Origin of the sequence: Pseudomonas sp. TWI628, assembly GCF_039673865.1 — a bacterium.
GTDB lineage: Bacteria > Pseudomonadota > Gammaproteobacteria > Pseudomonadales > Pseudomonadaceae > Aquipseudomonas.
The window spans coordinates 95,391-110,743 of sequence record NZ_JBDJMM010000006.1 but is presented as its reverse complement, the minus strand read 5'-3'; the positions used below and the strand labels follow the sequence as shown (position 1 = coordinate 110,743).

At 64.8% G+C, this 15,353-nt stretch carries 17 protein-coding genes; 12 read left to right on the top strand and 5 right to left on the bottom strand.

All coding sequences use genetic code 11. The features are described from left to right. Window positions 1-8: 8 nt before the first annotated feature. A complete protein-coding gene (locus tag ABE528_RS06505) occupies window positions 9-503 on the bottom strand; it encodes a hypothetical protein (protein ID WP_152956203.1) in 495 nt (164 codons plus the stop codon). A 96-nt stretch (window positions 504-599) separates the two neighbouring features. Then, window positions 600-1,256, bottom strand: coding sequence for a YciC family protein (locus ABE528_RS06500; RefSeq protein ID WP_346652490.1), 657 nt, complete (start codon window positions 1,254-1,256; stop codon window positions 600-602). A gap of 155 nt (window positions 1,257-1,411) precedes the next feature. Between ABE528_RS06500 and ABE528_RS06495 the strand changes: the two genes are divergently transcribed. The 5 genes from ABE528_RS06495 to ABE528_RS06475 all read left to right on the top strand — a co-directional run bounded on the left by ABE528_RS06495 (window position 1,412) and on the right by ABE528_RS06475 (window position 5,752). Further along, on the top strand, window positions 1,412-2,179 hold the full coding sequence (locus ABE528_RS06495; RefSeq protein ID WP_346652489.1) for a DUF2076 domain-containing protein: 768 nt from the start codon (window positions 1,412-1,414) through the stop codon (window positions 2,177-2,179). A 68-nt stretch (window positions 2,180-2,247) separates the two neighbouring features. After that, on the top strand, window positions 2,248-2,727 hold the full coding sequence (locus ABE528_RS06490) for an NYN domain-containing protein (RefSeq protein WP_346652488.1): 480 nt from the start codon (window positions 2,248-2,250) through the stop codon (window positions 2,725-2,727). A gap of 8 nt (window positions 2,728-2,735) precedes the next feature. Next, a complete protein-coding gene (locus ABE528_RS06485; RefSeq protein WP_346652487.1) occupies window positions 2,736-3,341 on the top strand; it encodes a 3'-5' exonuclease in 606 nt (201 codons plus the stop codon). A 109-nt stretch (window positions 3,342-3,450) separates the two neighbouring features. Next, on the top strand, window positions 3,451-4,365 hold the full coding sequence (yedA, locus tag ABE528_RS06480; RefSeq protein WP_346652486.1) for a drug/metabolite exporter YedA: 915 nt from the start codon (window positions 3,451-3,453) through the stop codon (window positions 4,363-4,365). A gap of 55 nt (window positions 4,366-4,420) precedes the next feature. Then, complete coding sequence (locus ABE528_RS06475; protein WP_346652485.1) at window positions 4,421-5,752, top strand: DEAD/DEAH box helicase; 1,332 nt, start codon at window positions 4,421-4,423, stop codon at window positions 5,750-5,752. 69 nt (window positions 5,753-5,821) lie between these two features. Here the strand turns inward: ABE528_RS06475 and ABE528_RS06470 are convergent, their stop codons facing one another. From ABE528_RS06470 to ABE528_RS06460, 3 genes are all read right to left on the bottom strand, one after another. Beyond that, window positions 5,822-7,063 carry a TIGR03862 family flavoprotein gene (locus tag ABE528_RS06470; protein WP_346652484.1) on the bottom strand — a complete coding sequence of 414 codons (1,242 nt, stop codon included), beginning with the start codon at window positions 7,061-7,063 and terminating at the stop codon, window positions 5,822-5,824. 149 nt (window positions 7,064-7,212) lie between these two features. Then, the gene (locus ABE528_RS06465; protein ID WP_152956195.1) at window positions 7,213-8,127 is read right to left on the bottom strand and encodes a histone deacetylase; all 915 of its coding nucleotides are present in this window, start codon (window positions 8,125-8,127) and stop codon (window positions 7,213-7,215) included. 38 nt (window positions 8,128-8,165) lie between these two features. Then, entirely contained in the window at window positions 8,166-8,852 is a 687-nt protein-coding gene (locus tag ABE528_RS06460) for a histidine phosphatase family protein (protein WP_152956194.1), read from the bottom strand. 169 nt (window positions 8,853-9,021) lie between these two features. Here ABE528_RS06460 and ABE528_RS06455 point away from each other — a divergent pair, with 169 nt between their 5' ends. The 7 genes from ABE528_RS06455 (at window position 9,022) to ABE528_RS06425 (ending at window position 15,324) form a co-directional block, all read left to right on the top strand. Beyond that, entirely contained in the window at window positions 9,022-9,594 is a 573-nt protein-coding gene (locus ABE528_RS06455) for a GNAT family N-acetyltransferase (RefSeq protein ID WP_152956193.1), read from the top strand. A gap of 147 nt (window positions 9,595-9,741) precedes the next feature. Beyond that, window positions 9,742-10,611, top strand: a complete 870-nt coding sequence (tesB, locus tag ABE528_RS06450) for an acyl-CoA thioesterase II (protein WP_060509448.1) — start codon at window positions 9,742-9,744, stop codon at window positions 10,609-10,611. Then, window positions 10,608-11,198 carry an HAD family hydrolase gene (locus ABE528_RS06445; protein WP_152956192.1) on the top strand — a complete coding sequence of 197 codons (591 nt, stop codon included), beginning with the start codon at window positions 10,608-10,610 and terminating at the stop codon, window positions 11,196-11,198. The genes tesB and ABE528_RS06445 overlap by 4 nt, the downstream gene beginning before the upstream one ends. A 70-nt stretch (window positions 11,199-11,268) precedes the next feature. Continuing rightward, a complete protein-coding gene (locus ABE528_RS06440; RefSeq protein ID WP_346652483.1) occupies window positions 11,269-12,279 on the top strand; it encodes an NAD(P)-dependent alcohol dehydrogenase in 1,011 nt (336 codons plus the stop codon). Between the two features lie 113 nt (window positions 12,280-12,392). Further along, window positions 12,393-13,508 carry an ABC transporter substrate-binding protein gene (locus ABE528_RS06435; protein WP_346652482.1) on the top strand — a complete coding sequence of 372 codons (1,116 nt, stop codon included), beginning with the start codon at window positions 12,393-12,395 and terminating at the stop codon, window positions 13,506-13,508. Further along, on the top strand, window positions 13,505-14,566 hold the full coding sequence (locus tag ABE528_RS06430) for an iron ABC transporter permease (protein ID WP_346652481.1): 1,062 nt from the start codon (window positions 13,505-13,507) through the stop codon (window positions 14,564-14,566). The genes ABE528_RS06435 and ABE528_RS06430 overlap by 4 nt, the downstream gene beginning before the upstream one ends. Then, a complete protein-coding gene (locus tag ABE528_RS06425) occupies window positions 14,563-15,324 on the top strand; it encodes an ABC transporter ATP-binding protein (protein WP_346652480.1) in 762 nt (253 codons plus the stop codon). The genes ABE528_RS06430 and ABE528_RS06425 overlap by 4 nt, the downstream gene beginning before the upstream one ends. The last annotated feature ends 29 nt before the right edge of the window (window positions 15,325-15,353 follow it).

The window sequence follows — 15,353 nt, the reverse complement described above, 5'->3', positions numbered from 1 at the left end:
GGCGGTGTTCAGCTGTCTTGCCGAAGCAGGAAGGTGAGTGTTTCGCCTTCTTTCGTATTCAGCAGGTACTGTGTTTGACCGTTGTAATGCGGGGTGTCCATGATGGCGCCCGCACGGTGGCCCTGATGATCACGCAGGTGACAGATCAGGCCGTGCTCTGTCAGCTCCAGCGGTTCGATCTTCCAGTAATCGGTCACTTCCAATCGCTGGTAGAAACCCAGGTAACCGTTCAGGCTGAGCCCCAGTTTCTTGGGGGGATGCGCGCTGCCGGAGAGGCTGATGTGGTAATGCAGTCGGTCGTGTGTCTGGGAGTCGAAGGCAAAATCCAGGCGTATGGAGTTCTGCTTGCCGCCTGCCATGAGCCAGTCGTTCTGAGGCGTGATACCCCAACTCCATTTGTCGCGGCTGCTGCTTAGCCGCAGAGGCACATACCTGTTGGTGGCGATTGCATACAGTTGGCCGCTGAACGAGCGGGCGTAAGCGTCTTGTATTTGCGAATCCATGGGAAGTCTCCAGGTGATTGGGACTCCACCGTATGGATCGGGCATGCCACATGGGAGGCTGAATGGCTTCCTTCAGCGCCTCGTGGATATACAGCGTCAGGCGCCAGCTTCACCTTCCAGCAGCATGAACAGGCGATACAGCACTACGGTGCTGAACAGCTGCAGGAAGCCACTCAGGCTGTCCAGGGCCAGTTCAACGCCCGGCGCGGGCTCGGGGAAGGCCATCAGCAGCAGGCCGTCGATCAGCCAGATCGGTGCCAGCACGCCGAGCACGCAGATCATGATGCGCATGAAGTGCCCGGTGGTCATCCGCGCACTTTCGCGCATCGATTGCACCACTGGCAGGCCACGCAGCACCAGCAGGTACTCAGCGAACACCAGGTTGATCATGATCCACACGCCCGGGAACACCAGCAGCGCCAGGCCGGCCATGATCAGCAGCGAGCTGATCGTGATCAGCAGGGCCAGTTGCGGCCACAGCTGCACGGCGCGGGCGAACAGGTCGCGTTTGCGGATCTCCTGGCCGTTGCTGCGGGTGTCCAGGTAGAGGATCAGCGCCGCGCTGTACAGCGGGTAGAACAACAGGCTGACCAGCATGCCGTAGGCCGGCGAGGCCTGGTCGCCCAGCTGCCGGTACAGCAGCTGGGTGGTGAGGGCTTCGAGCACCACCAGCGGCAGGCACAGCGGGATGATGCTGGCCAGGTGGCGGCGGAAGAAGTACAGGGAGTCGCGCAGAACGCTCAGCGGATTCATCAGTCAACATCGCAAGACAGTAAAAACAGGGGCCTAACTTTAGCCCAGAGCTGTCACTTGCTGAAAAAAGTTTCACCCGTGCGGTGATTGAATCCTTCGCCCGAGCGCCCCATCTTTGCCATGTCCGATGTCCTGCTAGCCCATGAGGTAGCCCCATGAACACTGATGAACAAACCCTGATCGACGGCCTGTTCGGCCGCATCAAGCAAGCCGAAGACCCGAGCCAGCCGCGTGATGCGCAGGCGCAGGCACGGATCGAGGAGCATGTCCGCCAGCAGCCGGCGGCGCCGTACTACATGGCCCAGGCGATCCTGGTTCAGGAAGCCGCGATCAAGCGCCTGGACGAGCAGAACAAGCAGCTGGAGGCCGAGCTGAAGCAAGCCCGGGCCCAGCTTGAGGCAACCCGTGCCAGCAGCAGCAATGGCGGCGGTGGCTTCCTCTCCAGCATTTTCGGTGCCGGTGCGCGCAATCCGCAGCCGGTTCAGCCGCAGCGCCCAAGTGCGCCGGTGGCATCGGGTGGCGGTTGGCGCGAGCCGAGTGCGCCGGGCTTCTCCCAGCCGCAGCCGCAAATGCAGGCACAAGCGCAACCGCAACAGGCCGGGTTTGGCGCCGCGCCGGCGCGCAGCGGTGCCAGCAGCTTCCTCGGTGGCGCGATGCAGACCGCTGCGGGTGTGGCCGGTGGTGTGTTGCTGGCGCAAGGCATCAGCAGCCTGTTCAACCACCACTCGCAGCCTGAAGAGGTGGTCGAGGTGATCAAGGAAGAGCCGGCACCGGCCAGTGACAACGGCGGCTGGAATGACCAGGGCGCACAGCAGCAGGTCGCCGACAACGGCGGCTGGGGCAATGACCAGGGTGGCTGGGCCGATACCGATTACGGTAACGATGGTGGTGGCTTCTTCTCGGATGACGATACGTTCGTCTGACCGGTCTGGCATACTGCTGGCATTTCCGAAGGGGCGCTTTGCGCCCCTTTTCATGTCGAGGGTATGTGGTGAAAAAGATCGCGCTGTTCGCCGATGTGCAGAACCTCTACTACACCGTGCGCCAGGCCCACGGCTGCCACTTCAACTACACCGCACTGTGGAAGGACGTCAGCCGTGAAGGCGAGATCGTCGAGGCCGTGGCCTATGCCATCGACCGTGGCGACAGCAAGCAGCAGCAATTCCAGCAGATCTTGCGCAACCTCGGTTTCGACGTGCGCCTGAAACCGTTCATCCAGCGCAGCGACGGTTCGGCCAAGGGCGACTGGGATGTGGGCATCACCCTCGATGTGATCGATGCGGCCAGCCGGGTCGACCAAGTGGTGCTGGCTTCTGGTGATGGTGACTTCGACCTGCTGCTGGAACGGGTCATCCAACGCCACGGCACCGAGGCGGTGGTTTATGGCGTCCCCGGCCTGACCGCGTTGTCGCTGATTCGTGCTGCCACCCGTTATGTGCCCATCGAGGGCACGCTGTTGCTCAAGCACTAAGGTTTTTCATGGAACGTATTGCTGTCATCGACTTTGAAACCACCGGTATTTCCCCCGGTACCGGCTGCCGCGCCACCGAGGTTGCGGTGGTGTTGCTGGAACGCGGGCGTATCGTCGAGCGCTATCAGAGCCTGATGAATGCCGGTGTGCCGGTGCCTGCCTTCGTCGCCGGGCTGACCGGCATTACCACCGCCATGGTGCGCACTGCGCCGCCGGTGGACAGGGTGATGAACGAAGTGGCCGAGTTCGTCGGTGATACCCCGTTACTGGCGCACAACGCCGCCTTCGACCAGAAGTTCTGGGATTACGAATTGAGCCGCATCGGCCGCAGCCGTCGCCAGGCCTTCGCCTGTTCCCTGCTGCTGTCACGGCGCCTGCTGCCGGCGGCACCGAACCACAAGCTGGGTACCTTGACCCGTTGGGCCGGGCTGCCGGATACCGGTACCGCGCACCGGGCGATGGCCGATGCGGAGATGGCCGCCAACCTGCTGCAACATTTGGCCGGTGTGCTACGCCAGAGCCACGGCATCCAGCAACTCTCCCATGAGCTGCTTTGCCGCCTGCAGAAAACGCCTGCCGCGAAAGTTCGCGAAACCTTGGCCAAGTTCGCCTGATGAGCGCACCAAAAGTGTGCCGCTCATTTCGTGCTGTTTTGTAACTTATCTTTACTTGCACACAGCCCTAAACTCGGTCACCCGAAAACGGATTTCTGAGTTGTCTGCCATGCCTGCCTCCCGTCGCTTTCCGCTGTTGCTCGTCGGCGCCTTCCTGGCCTTGTACCTGGTCTGGGGTTCCACTTACCTGTTCATTCGCATCGGCGTCGAGTCATGGCCGCCGATGCTGATGGCGGGGGTGCGCTTCCTGATTGCGGGCGGACTGCTGTACGGCTTCCTGCGCTGGCGCGGGGTGCCGGCACCGACCTGGCCGCAATGGCGTGCGGCAGGTGCCATCGGCTTTCTGCTGCTCAGTTGCGGCAACGGTGGTGTGACCGTGGCCGAGCATGCCGGTGTGGCATCGGGTGTGGCGGCGTTGGCGGTGGCCACGGTGCCGCTGTTCACCCTGGTCTTTGGTTTGCTGTTCGGCCACCGCAACTCGCGCCTGGAATGGGCCGGGATCTTCCTCGGCCTGCTCGGCATCGGTTTGCTCAACCTCGGCTCGAACTTGCAGGCCAGCCCCATCGGCGCGGCGTTGATCCTGTTCGCGGCGGCTTCGTGGGCATTCGGTTCGGTGTGGAGCAAAAGCCTGCCGCTGCCCCAGGGGCCGATGGCCAGTGCCGCCGAGATGCTGGTCGGCGGTGCGGTGTTGCTGCTGGGCAGTGTGCTGTCCGGTGAGCGCATGACGCAGATGCCGACCGCAGCAGGCTGGGGCGCGCTGGCCTACCTGGTGCTGTTCGGTTCGATCCTCGCCTTCAGTGCCTACATGTACCTGCTCAAGAACGTGCGCCCGGCCGCGGCCACCAGCTATGCCTACGTCAACCCGGCGGTGGCGGTGCTGCTGGGCATCGTCTTCGCCGGCGAAGAGATTGGCGCGGAGGAATGCCTGGCCATGGCGGTGATCATCGGTGCCGTGGTGCTGATCGGCCTGCCGCAGTGGCGCAAGGCGCCCGAACAGCCGTTGAAGGGCGAAATCTGCAAGTAGCCAGGGGCGATGCGGTAAACTTGCCGCCTTCGCTGAACCCCCTGACGGTATTGCCATGAATTTCGCCCAACTCGGCCTGATCGAACCGCTGCTGCGCACCTTGCAGCAGCTGGACTACACCACCCCGACCCCGGTCCAGGCCAAGGCCATCCCTGCCGTGCTGGCCGGCCGCGACCTGATGGCCGCAGCCCAGACCGGCACCGGCAAGACTGCCGGTTTCACCCTGCCGGTGCTGCAGCGCCTGGCCCTGGAAGGTGAGAAGGTTGCCAGCAACTCGATCCGTGCGCTGGTGCTGGTGCCGACCCGCGAGCTGGCCGAGCAGGTGCACAACAACGTGCGCGAGTATGCCGAGAACCTGCCGCTGAGCACCTACGCGGTGTACGGCGGGGTCAGCATCAACCCGCAGATGATGCGCCTGCGCCGTGGCGTCGACCTGCTGGTGGCTACGCCCGGCCGCTTGCTCGACCTGTTCCGTCAGAACGCGGTGAAGTTCAACCAGGTACAGACCCTGGTGCTCGATGAAGCCGACCGCATGCTTGACCTGGGCTTTGCCGAAGAGCTGCAGTCGGTGTATGCCGCCTTGCCGCGCAAGCGCCAGACGCTGTTGTTCTCCGCCACCTTCTCCGAGCAGATCCGCATGCTCGCCGGCCTGGCGCTGAATGATCCGTTGAGCATTGAAGTCAGCCCGCGCAACGCTGCGGCGACCACGGTCAAGCAGTGGCTGGTGCCTGTGGACAAGAAGCGCAAGACCGAGTTGTTCATGCACCTGCTGCGCAAGCAGCGCTGGAAGCAGGTGCTGGTGTTCGCCAAGACCCGCAATGGCGTCGATCAGCTGGTCGAGCGCCTGCTGGCTGACGGTGTAAATGCCGATGGCATTCACGGTGATCGCCCGCAGGCCACCCGTCAACGCGCGCTGGACAGTTTCAAGGCGCGGGAGATTCAGGTGCTGGTGGCGACGGATGTTGCGGCCCGTGGCCTTGATATCGACGACCTGCCGCTGGTGGTCAACCTCGACCTGCCGATCGTGGCCGAAGATTACGTGCACCGCATTGGCCGCACCGGCCGGGCCGGCAACAAGGGCGAGGCGATTTCGCTGGTGTGTGCTGATGAAGTGCAGATGCTGTCGGCGATTGAAGTGCTGACCCGGCAGACCCTGCCGCGTCATGAGGAACCGGACTTCATCCCCGAGCACCGGGTACCGATGACCGATGCCAGTGGCCAGGTGATCAAGAAGCCGAAGAAGCCCAAGAAGCCGAAAGAGAACAGCGCCAAGCGTGGTTTAGGGCGCTGGATGGACAGTGCCGAGGCGGGAGCCTCCGAGCCATCGGTGAAGGCCGTGCGCAAGGTGCCGAGCTTCAACGGCGGGCCGCGCAAGCGCAAACCGTAAGCTGGCCCTGTGGGTCCCACTGGCTTGCTCGATTCTCGAAAGGCTGGTGGGACCTCTGTGGGAGCGGGGTCACCCTTGAGATTTGAGCCAGTCTGCAGCAGCTCGCCCCGCACGAAGCCCACTGGCAAAGCACGCCGTCAGCAGATACCCCCCGGTCGGCGCCTCCCAGTCCAGCATCTCGCCAGCACAGAACACCCCCGGCATCCGGCGAACCATCAACCCTTCATCCAGCCCTTCGAAACGCACGCCACCGGCGCTGCTGATCGCTTCATCCAGCGGGCGCGTCCGTACCAGCGTGATCGGCAAAGCCTTGATCGCCCGCGCCAACGCCTGAGGATCAGCAAACGTCGCCTGATCCGTCAGCTCCCGCAGCAACCCCGCCTTGGCCCCGTCGATCCCCAACTGGCTATGCAGGTGCTTGGCCATCGACCGCGACCCGCGTGGCTTGGCCAGCGCCTGGGCAATCTTGTCCACAGGCCTGTCCGGCAGCAGATCAAGCAATAGCCTGGCTTGCCCCTCATGCTCGATGGCCTGGCGCAGCTGCGCCGACCATGCGTACACCAGGCTGCCCTCGACGCCCTGTGCGGTGAGGATGAACTCGCCTTTGCGCGGCGCCATGCCTGGCACACTCAGGGCAATGTTCTTCAGCGGCGCCCCCGCAAACTTGTCCACAAGCACTGAGCTCCAGGCTTCGACCTCGAAACCGCAGTTGCTCGGCCGCAGCGGCGAGATATCCACAGTGCGTTCGGCCAGCAGTGGCTGCCAGGCACCGTCGGAGCCCAGCCTTGCCCAGCTGGCGCCACCGAGGGCGAGTACCACGGCGTCGGCCTTGACCTGCAATTCACCCTGTGGATAAGCGAGGCGCAAGCTCCCGTCGGCATTCCAGCCCAGCCAGCGATGGCGGGTGTGGATAACTACATTGTTGTCACGCAGGCGCTTCAGCCAGGCGCGCAGCAGCGGGGCAGCCTTCATGTCGGTCGGGAAAACCCGGCCCGACGTGCCGACGAAGGTTTCAATACCCAGCCCGTGAATCCACTGGCGCAGCGCATCGGCATCGAAGTCGCGCAACAACCCGTCAATCTCGCTCTGTCGCTCGGCGTAGCGCGAAACGAACTGTGGATAAGCTTCCGAATGAGTGATGTTCATGCCGCCGACGCCGGCCAGCAGGAACTTGCGGCCCACCGATGGCATGGCGTCGAACACTTCCACCGCCAGGCCCGCCTGGGCCATGGCTTCTGCGGCCATCAGGCCGGCAGGGCCGCCGCCAATCACGACGGCCAGGGGAGAGGAAGCGGGGGATTTATCTGACATGGTAGGCAGCAGGCTGTGGAAAAGACGGCACATTCTAGCGCAGCCTGGCCAAGCTAAGCACTGAACAAAAAATGATCAGTGTTCTACAGGCCAGGCTGGTAAAGGGCTGCAGCGTCTTTCCCGCAGGTTATCCACAAGCGGTTCCACAGTCATTGTGAACAACCCAGGACGCGTGCCGCGCTGTGGTGAAGAATGCCGTGGCGCCTGGCCAAGGCTTCGCGGTCCTTGCTGTAGCCGCCACCGATCACCCCGACCACCGGGATGTCACGGCCCAGGCAGTGGCGCATCACCAGCTCGTCACGCGCGGCCAGGCCCTGGTCGGTGAGTTGCAGGTAGCCCAGGGCATCGTCCTTGTGCACATCGACGCCAGCGTCGTACAGCACCAGGTCGGGTTGATACAGCGGCAGCAGGTAGTTCAGCGCATCTTCCACCACCTTCAGGTAAGCCGTGTCGCCCATGCCGCGTGGCAGGGGAATGTCCCAGTCGCTGTGAGCCTTGCGTGCGGGGAAGTTCTGCTCGCAGTGCAGGGACACGGTGATGGCGTCCGGGGTGTCGTGGAGGATGCGTGCGGTGCCGTCGCCCTGGTGCACATCGCAGTCGAAGATCAGCACCCGGTGCACGCGGCCGGCTGCGAGCAAGTAGCGGCTGATCACGGCGAGGTCATTGAAGATACAGAAGCCGGCCGGGTGGTCGTAGTGGGCGTGGTGGGTGCCGCCGGCCAGGTGGCAGGCGATGCCGTGCTGCAGCGCCATTTCGGCGGTCAGCAGCGAGCCACCCACCGCGCGCACGGTACGCCGGGCCAGGGCTTCGCTCCAGGGCAGGCCGAGGCGACGCTGGTCCTCGCGGGACAGTTCGCCATTCATGTAGCGCTCGATGTAGCTGCGGTCATGGGCCAGGGCGAGGATATCGTTGGGGCAGATGTCCGGGCGCAGCAGGGCCTGGTCGGTGGTCAGCCCGCTGGCCACCAGGTGGTCGCGCAGCAGGCGGAACTTGTCCATGGGAAAGCGGTGCTCGGCGGGGAATTCCGGGCTGTAGTCTTCGTGGTAGATCAGCGGCAACGGCATGGGAAGTTCGCAATCGGGGCCAGCGCTGATCTTGCCAGTTATTTCCCTACGCTGGCCAATACGCGTTGCCAGTCTGGCTCGTTCAAGCGCCCAAGGATTCGCGCCTTGCCGTTGGCATTGACCGAGACGAACAGCGCGCTGGCGTAGTTGCTCTCGCGCTCACCACCGGCCACATGCTGCTGGCGGGCGAAATGGTCGATGCAGCCATTGTGGGTCACCAGTACCAGGTTGTGCCCCGCACGCTTGCGCGCCAGCGCTTCACTGGCGAACTGGTTGTCGCAGCTTTCCAGCCAGGCTTCGCTCGCTACGGCCTGGCCAAGGATGAAGTGCGCAGTCTGCTGGGTGCGCACCTTGGGGCTGGCGAGCACATCGGCATTGCTCAGGCCCAGTTGCTTCAAGCCTTGGCCTACACGCGTGGCGGCCTCGCTGCCGGCCACGGTAATGCCGGTGGGGTCGTTCAGGCACGGGCCGGGCGCGCTGTCGCAACGTTCGGCATGGCGGATCATCACGATCACCGCACCGTCGGCCCAGTCCTTCAGCAGGCCGCTTTCGTTCAACTGTCGCTCGTTGCCAAGGTCCACGATATGGGTCCTCGTCGCCAGCCAGGTGGTCACCGCCGCGATGACCAGGCACAGGCCGAGAGCGGCACCAAGGGCTTTGCGTGACATGCGTCGCTTGCGACGGGCGTGGTTGGCGGGGTGGCCCAAGGTGTTGCTTGGCTGCATGCGTCACTCCAATGGCGCGGCGGTGGTTTGGGGGGGCATTGTGCTCAGCCGTCTGTCGGGGACGGGTGAAGGGGTTGTGAAAATTGCATTCTGGGCGCCGCCGGTTGCGTGAAAAACCTGGCCGCGCCTACGCTGTTAAATGCCACAACGTAAAACCGGAGCACCTCCCATGACCCCCATCCTCCACCTGGAAAGCGCACGCCTGGTGCTGCGCCAATGGCACGATGACGACCTGCGCGAGTTCGCCGCAATGTGTGCCGACCCGCAGGTGATGCGTTATTTCCCGGCGCCGATGACGCGGCTGGAAGCGGCGGCGCTGATCGGCAGGATCCGCGGCCACTTCAACGAGTACGGCTTCGGCCTGTGGGCGCTGGAGCGCAAGGATAGCGGGGCGTTCATCGGCATGACGGGCTTGCTCAATGTCAATTTCGACGCGCCGTTCGCCCCGGCAGTGGAGATCGGCTGGCGCCTGGCCCGGCGCCATTGGGGCCTGGGTTTTGCCAGCGAGGCGGCATGGACCTGCCTGCGTTGTGCTTTCGCCCAATTGCGCGTGGAAGAGGTGGTGTCGTTCACTAGCGAGAGCAATTTGCCGTCGCAGAAAGTCATGCAGGCCATCGGCATGCTCCAGGACGCCAATGGCAGCTTCGATCACCCCCGCCTGCCCATCGGCCACCCGCTGCGCCCTCACGTGCTATATCGCATTGACCGCGCACATTGGGAGCAGACCCTGCGCACTGAATGAGCCGCCATGCACGGCGTCAATGACAAACCCTGTATCATTTCCTTACCCCTGCAAGGTGCTCGCCGAAAGATGTTCAGCGCCTGTGAAACCGAGCGCCGTTGACGCGGCGCATCGCGAGCAAGCTCGCTCCTACAAGGAGAACCCCCGATGAGTCATGTGTTGGACGACCTGGTCGACCTGTTGAGCCTCGAGTCGATCGAGGAGAACCTGTTCCGTGGCCGCAGCCAGGACCTGGGCTTCCGTCAGCTGTACGGTGGCCAGGTGCTGGGCCAGTCGCTGTCGGCTGCCAGCCAGACGGTCGAGGATGCGCGCCACGTGCATTCGCTGCACGGTTACTTCCTGCGCCCGGGCGATGCCAGCTTGCCAGTGGTGTATTCGGTCGACCGTGTGCGTGACGGCGGCAGCTTCAGCACCCGGCGGGTGACGGCGATTCAGAAGGGCCAGCCGATCTTCACCTGCAGCGCGTCGTTCCAGTACGACGAGGAAGGCTTCGAGCACCAGGTGCAGATGCCTGACGTGGTCGGCCCGGAAAACCTGGCGACCGAAGTCGAGCTGGCCAGCGCCCACGCCGACAAGCTGCCCGAACGCATCCGCGACAAGGTGCTGTGCGCCAAGCCGATCGAGATCCGCCCGGTGACCGAGCGCGACCCGTTCAACCCGCAACCCGGCGACCCGGTGAAGTACGCCTGGTTCCGCGCCGACGGCACACTCCCTGACGTACCTGCACTGCACAAGTACCTGCTGGCCTACGCCTCCGACTTCGGCCTGCTGACCACTTCGCTGCTGCCTCATGGCAAGTCGGTGTGGCAGCGCGACATGCAGATCGCCAGCCTCGACCATTCGCTGTGGTTCCACCGTAACCTGCGCGCCGATGAGTGGCTGCTGTACGCCACCGACAGCCCGTGGGCCGGCAATGCCCGTGGTTTCTGCCGCGGCAGCATCTTCAACCGCGCTGGCCAGCTGGTGGCATCGTCGACCCAGGAAGGCCTGATTCGCCACCGCAAGGACTGGGCATGAGCCTGGCCGAAATCCGCAACTGGGTGTTCGACATGGACGGCACCCTGACGGTGGCGGTGCACGATTTCGCCGCTATCCGCGTCGCCCTGGACATCCCGGCCGAGCACGACATTCTCACCCACCTGGCGGCGCTGCCGGCAGCGGAAGCGGCGGCCAAGCATGCCTGGCTGCTGGAGCATGAACGCGACCTGGCGATTGCCTCGACAGCGGCCACCGGGGCCGTGGAGCTGGTGCGTGAGCTGGCTCAGCGTGGTTGCCGCCTGGGCATCCTCACCCGCAATGCCCGGGAGCTGGCGCATGTGACGCTGGAAGCGATCGGCCTGGCGGATTGCTTCCCGGTCGAGCACATTCTCGGGCGCGATGAGGCAGAGCCCAAGCCGAGCCCGGATGGGCTGTTGAAGATTGCCAGCGTCTGGGGTGTGGCGCCCAGTGAGCTGGTGATGGTCGGGGATTATCGCTTTGACCTGGACTGTGGGCGGGCTGCGGGTGCGCGCACGGTGCTGGTGAATTTGCCGGATAATCCATGGCCAGAACTGGTGGACTGGCATGCGGCGGATTGCCGGGCACTGCGGGGGTTGTTGGGCTGACCCTTGCGCCGCGAAGAGGCCGGAAATGGCTATGCTGAACCGCAGTCTTTCTCTGAATGGAGCCCCAGTCATGACCAGCAAGGCCATCTATGTGCAACCCGGCGGCGGCTACGACAAGGTCGAAGTCGGCACCAGCGAGGCCCCAGCGCCCAAGGCCGGCGAGATCACCGTGCAGCTGCATGCCAGCTCCCTCAACTATCACGACTTCGCCGTGGTCAGCGGCATGTGGGGCCCGAGCGAGCGGCGCATTCCCATGGCCGACGGCGCCGGCGAAGTGGTCGCGGTCGGTGCGGGCGTAAGTGAATTCAAGGTCGGCGACAACGTCGTCAGCACCTTCTTCCCGGATTGGCTTGACGGCCAGGCCAACGTCGAAGGCTTTGGCCGGGTGCCCGGCGACGGCATCGACGGCTACGCGCGCGAACAGGTGACCGCTCCCGTTACCGCCTTCACCCTGGCTCCCCAAGGCTTCAGCCACGCCGAGGCTGCAACCCTGACCACGGCAGGCCTCACTGCCTGGCGCAGCTTGATGAGCGATGATCACCTCAAGCCCGGCGACACGGTGCTGGTGCAGGGCACCGGCGGGGTGTCGATCTTCGCCTTGCAGTTCGCCAAGCTGGCGGGGGCCACGGTCATCGCCACGTCATCCAGCGACGCCAAGCTCGAACGCCTGAAAGCCCTGGGCGCCGACCACCTGATCAACTACAAGAGCACCCCGGCCTGGGGTGAGAAGGCCCGTGAGCTCACGGGCAATCGCGGCGTCGACCATGTGATCGAAGTGGGTGGGCCGGCGACCCTGGAGCAGTCGATGATTGCCGCACGCATTGGTGGGCATGTGTCGCTGATCGGCATTCTCACTGGCGTGGCCGGGCAGTTGCCGCTGGTGCAGGCACTGGTGCGGCAGATCCGCCTGCAAGGTGTGCTGGTGGGCAGCCGCGCGCAGCAGCAGGCGATGGTGCGGGCGATCGATGCCAATGGCTTGCGGCCGGTGGTGGACAAGCATTTCGAGCTGGAGCAGATCGTCGAGGCGTTCCGCTATCAGGAGAGCAACCGGCATTTCGGCAAGATCTGCCTGACCTGGTGAAACTGTAACGAACGCACGACAAGCCAATACATTTGCGCACATCGGCAGGGGAAGGCGGCTGGCTAGAATGCCCCGCTTCAGATGCGACTGATTCTCTTCAAGAGGATTCCCCGATGTGCTTTCTTCGTTGTATTCGGCAGCGCCTGCTGCTTGCCCTCGTTGTCTTGGCGACCACAGCTGGCTTTGCGCAAACCGCCAGCGCCCTGCAAGTGACCGACGTGCTCGGGCGCAAGGTGGAAGTCGATCACCCGCCACAGCGCATCGTGCTTGGTGAAGGGCGGCTGTTCTTTGCCCTGGCGCTGCTCGACCGCGACAACCCGTTCCAGCGCGTAGTCGGCTGGCAGAACGACATGCGCCTGCTCGATCCGCACACCTTTGAGGTGTACGCCAAGCTGTACCCGCAGGTCGCCAAGCTGCCCTTGATCGGCCAGGCCTCCGAGCAGAGCGTCAGTGCCGAGCAGATCCTCGCGCTCAAGCCGGACCTGGCGATCTTCAGCATCGCCGGCGAAGGCCCGACCCAGCACAGCCCGGTGGCCGACCTGCTGGAAAAGGCCGGGGTGCCGGTGCTGTTCGTCGACTTCCGCGTGCACCCGATTCGCAACACTCATGTCAGCATGCAGGCGCTGGGCACTCTGCTCAGGCGTGAACAGCAGGCCCAGGAATACCTGAGTCTGTACGACCGCCACCTCAAGCACATCACCGACAGCGTGGCCACGCTCAAGGCCAGTGAGCGGCCGAGAGTGTTTCTCGAACTGCTGGCGGGCGTGTGGCAGGCACCGGGGCACACCACCGGCAAGAGCGGCCTGGGCAGCCTGGTCGAGGCGGTCGGCGGGCACAACATCGGTGCCGACGTGGTGCCGGGCGCGCTGGGCGACGTCAGCGTCGAATACGTGCTGCAGGCCGACCCGGACGTGTACATCGCCACCGGCAACCGTGCACCGGGCGTGCTGCTGGGCGCGGGTGTATCCACCGAGACTGCCCGCCAGAGCCTGGCGAAGATCACCGCCCGCCCTGAGTTCGCACCGCTGCGGCCGATCCAGGCCGGGCAGGCCCACGGCCTGTGGCATGACTTCTACAACTCGCCGTTCAACATCCTCGCGGTCGAGGCCATGGCCCGTTGGGTACATCCCGAGCGCTTCCAGGATGTCGACCCGCAGGCGACCATGGCTGAAATCAACCGGATGCTGAAGGTAGGCCTGGACGGCCAGTACTGGGTCGACGCCAAGTGACCGCGCTGGCCCACCAAGGCGCGGCGCTCGCAGCCTGGCATTACCGCCGCCTGCTCTGGCGGCGAGCCTTGCTGGTATTGGCGCTGGCGCTGTTGTTGCTGCTGTCGGTACTCGGTGACTTGGCCTGCGGTGCCTCGGGCATGGGCCTGGGGCAACTGCTGCATGGCCTCTTCGACCCGACGACGCTTAGCGCCACCGAGCGGGTGATCATCTGGAACGTGCGCCTGCCGTACTCGCTGATGGCGGTGCTGGTGGGCGCGGCGCTGGCGCTGGCGGGGGCCGAGATGCAGGCGATCCTCGACAACCCGTTGGCCAGCCCGTTCACCCTCGGCGTGTCGTCATCGGCGGCGCTCGGTGCATCGCTGGCGATTGCCTATCCACTGGGTGTCGCCTGGCTGGCGCCGAGCGCACAGGTGACAGTGATGGCCTTCGTCTTCGCCTGCCTGTCGGTGGTGCTGCTGCAGGCCATGTCACGTTTGCGTGGCGCGGGGGTGCAGAGCCTGGTGCTGTTCGGTATCGCCCTGGTGTTCAGCTGCAATGCGCTGGTTTCGCTGCTGCAGTTGCTGGCCACCGAGGACGTGTTGCAGCAACTGGTGTTCTGGACCCTGGGTAGCCTGGCCCGGGCCGACTGGCAGAAGCTCGGGATCCTCGCCGCGGTGCTGGCGCTGCTGTTGCCGTTCTCGCTGCGCGCCGCGCCGGCCATGACCCTGTTGCGCATGGGCGAGGACCGCGCACGCAGTTTTGGCGTGGACACCCGGCGCCTGCGCTTTGCCTCGCTGCTGCGCATCAGCCTGTTGTCGGCGACGGCCGTTGCATTTGTCGGCACCATCGGTTTCGTCGGCCTGGTCGGGCCGCATATCGCCCGCTTGCTGGTCGGCGAGGACCAGCGCTTTCTGCTGCCGGCCAGTGCGCTGGTGGGGGCATTGATGCTGTCGTTGTCGTCGCTTGCCAGCAAGCTGATCCTGCCTGGGGTGATCGTGCCGGTGGGCATCGTCACGGCGTTGGTCGGGGTGCCGGTGTTCGTGCTGCTGGTGTTCCGCCGGGGGAGAAAACTGTGAGCCTGTTGATCGATGATGTAGCGGTCGCCTATGGCGCGCGGCAGATCCTGCATGGGGTGAGTTTGCCCGAGGTGCCGGCCGGCAGCCTGGTAGCGTTGGTCGGGCCCAATGGCGCGGGCAAGTCGACCTTGCTGCGGGCGCTGGCGGGGCTGGAACGGATGAAGGGCGGCTTGAGCCTGGATGGCCAGGACGTGACCCGGTTGAGCTTTGCCGAGCGCTCGCGGCGGCTGGCCTACATGCCCCAGCAACTGCCGCCGGGGATTGCCCTCGGCGTGTTGGAAAGCATTGTCGCGGCGTTGCGCGTGAGCGGTGCGGATGACCTGCTTGGCAGCGCCTATGAGGCGTTGCGCCAGTTGGGTATCGAAGCGCTGGCCGAGCGCTCGCTCGACAGCCTTTCCGGTGGTCAGCGGCAACTGGTGGCGCTGGCTCAGTTGATGGCGCGCAATCCGCAGGTGCTGTTGCTCGATGAGCCGACCAGTGCGCTGGACCTGCATTACCAGTTGCGGGTGATGGGCGCGGTGCGCGAGCGGGTGGTGACGCATCGGTTGCTGGCGGTGGCGGTGTTGCACGACATCAACCTGGCGGCCAGCCATGCCGATTGGCTGGTGGTGTTGCGCGAGGGCAGGGTGGTGGCGTGTGGGGCGCCGGGGGAGGTTCTGCAGCCTGAATTGCTGGCTGAGGTGTATGGCGTCGAGGCGCGGGTCGAGCGGTGTTCGCAAGGGCGCCTGCAGGTGTTGGTGGATCGGGCGCTGGCTTAATTTTCAAGGTTGGCGCGGCTCCCACAGTG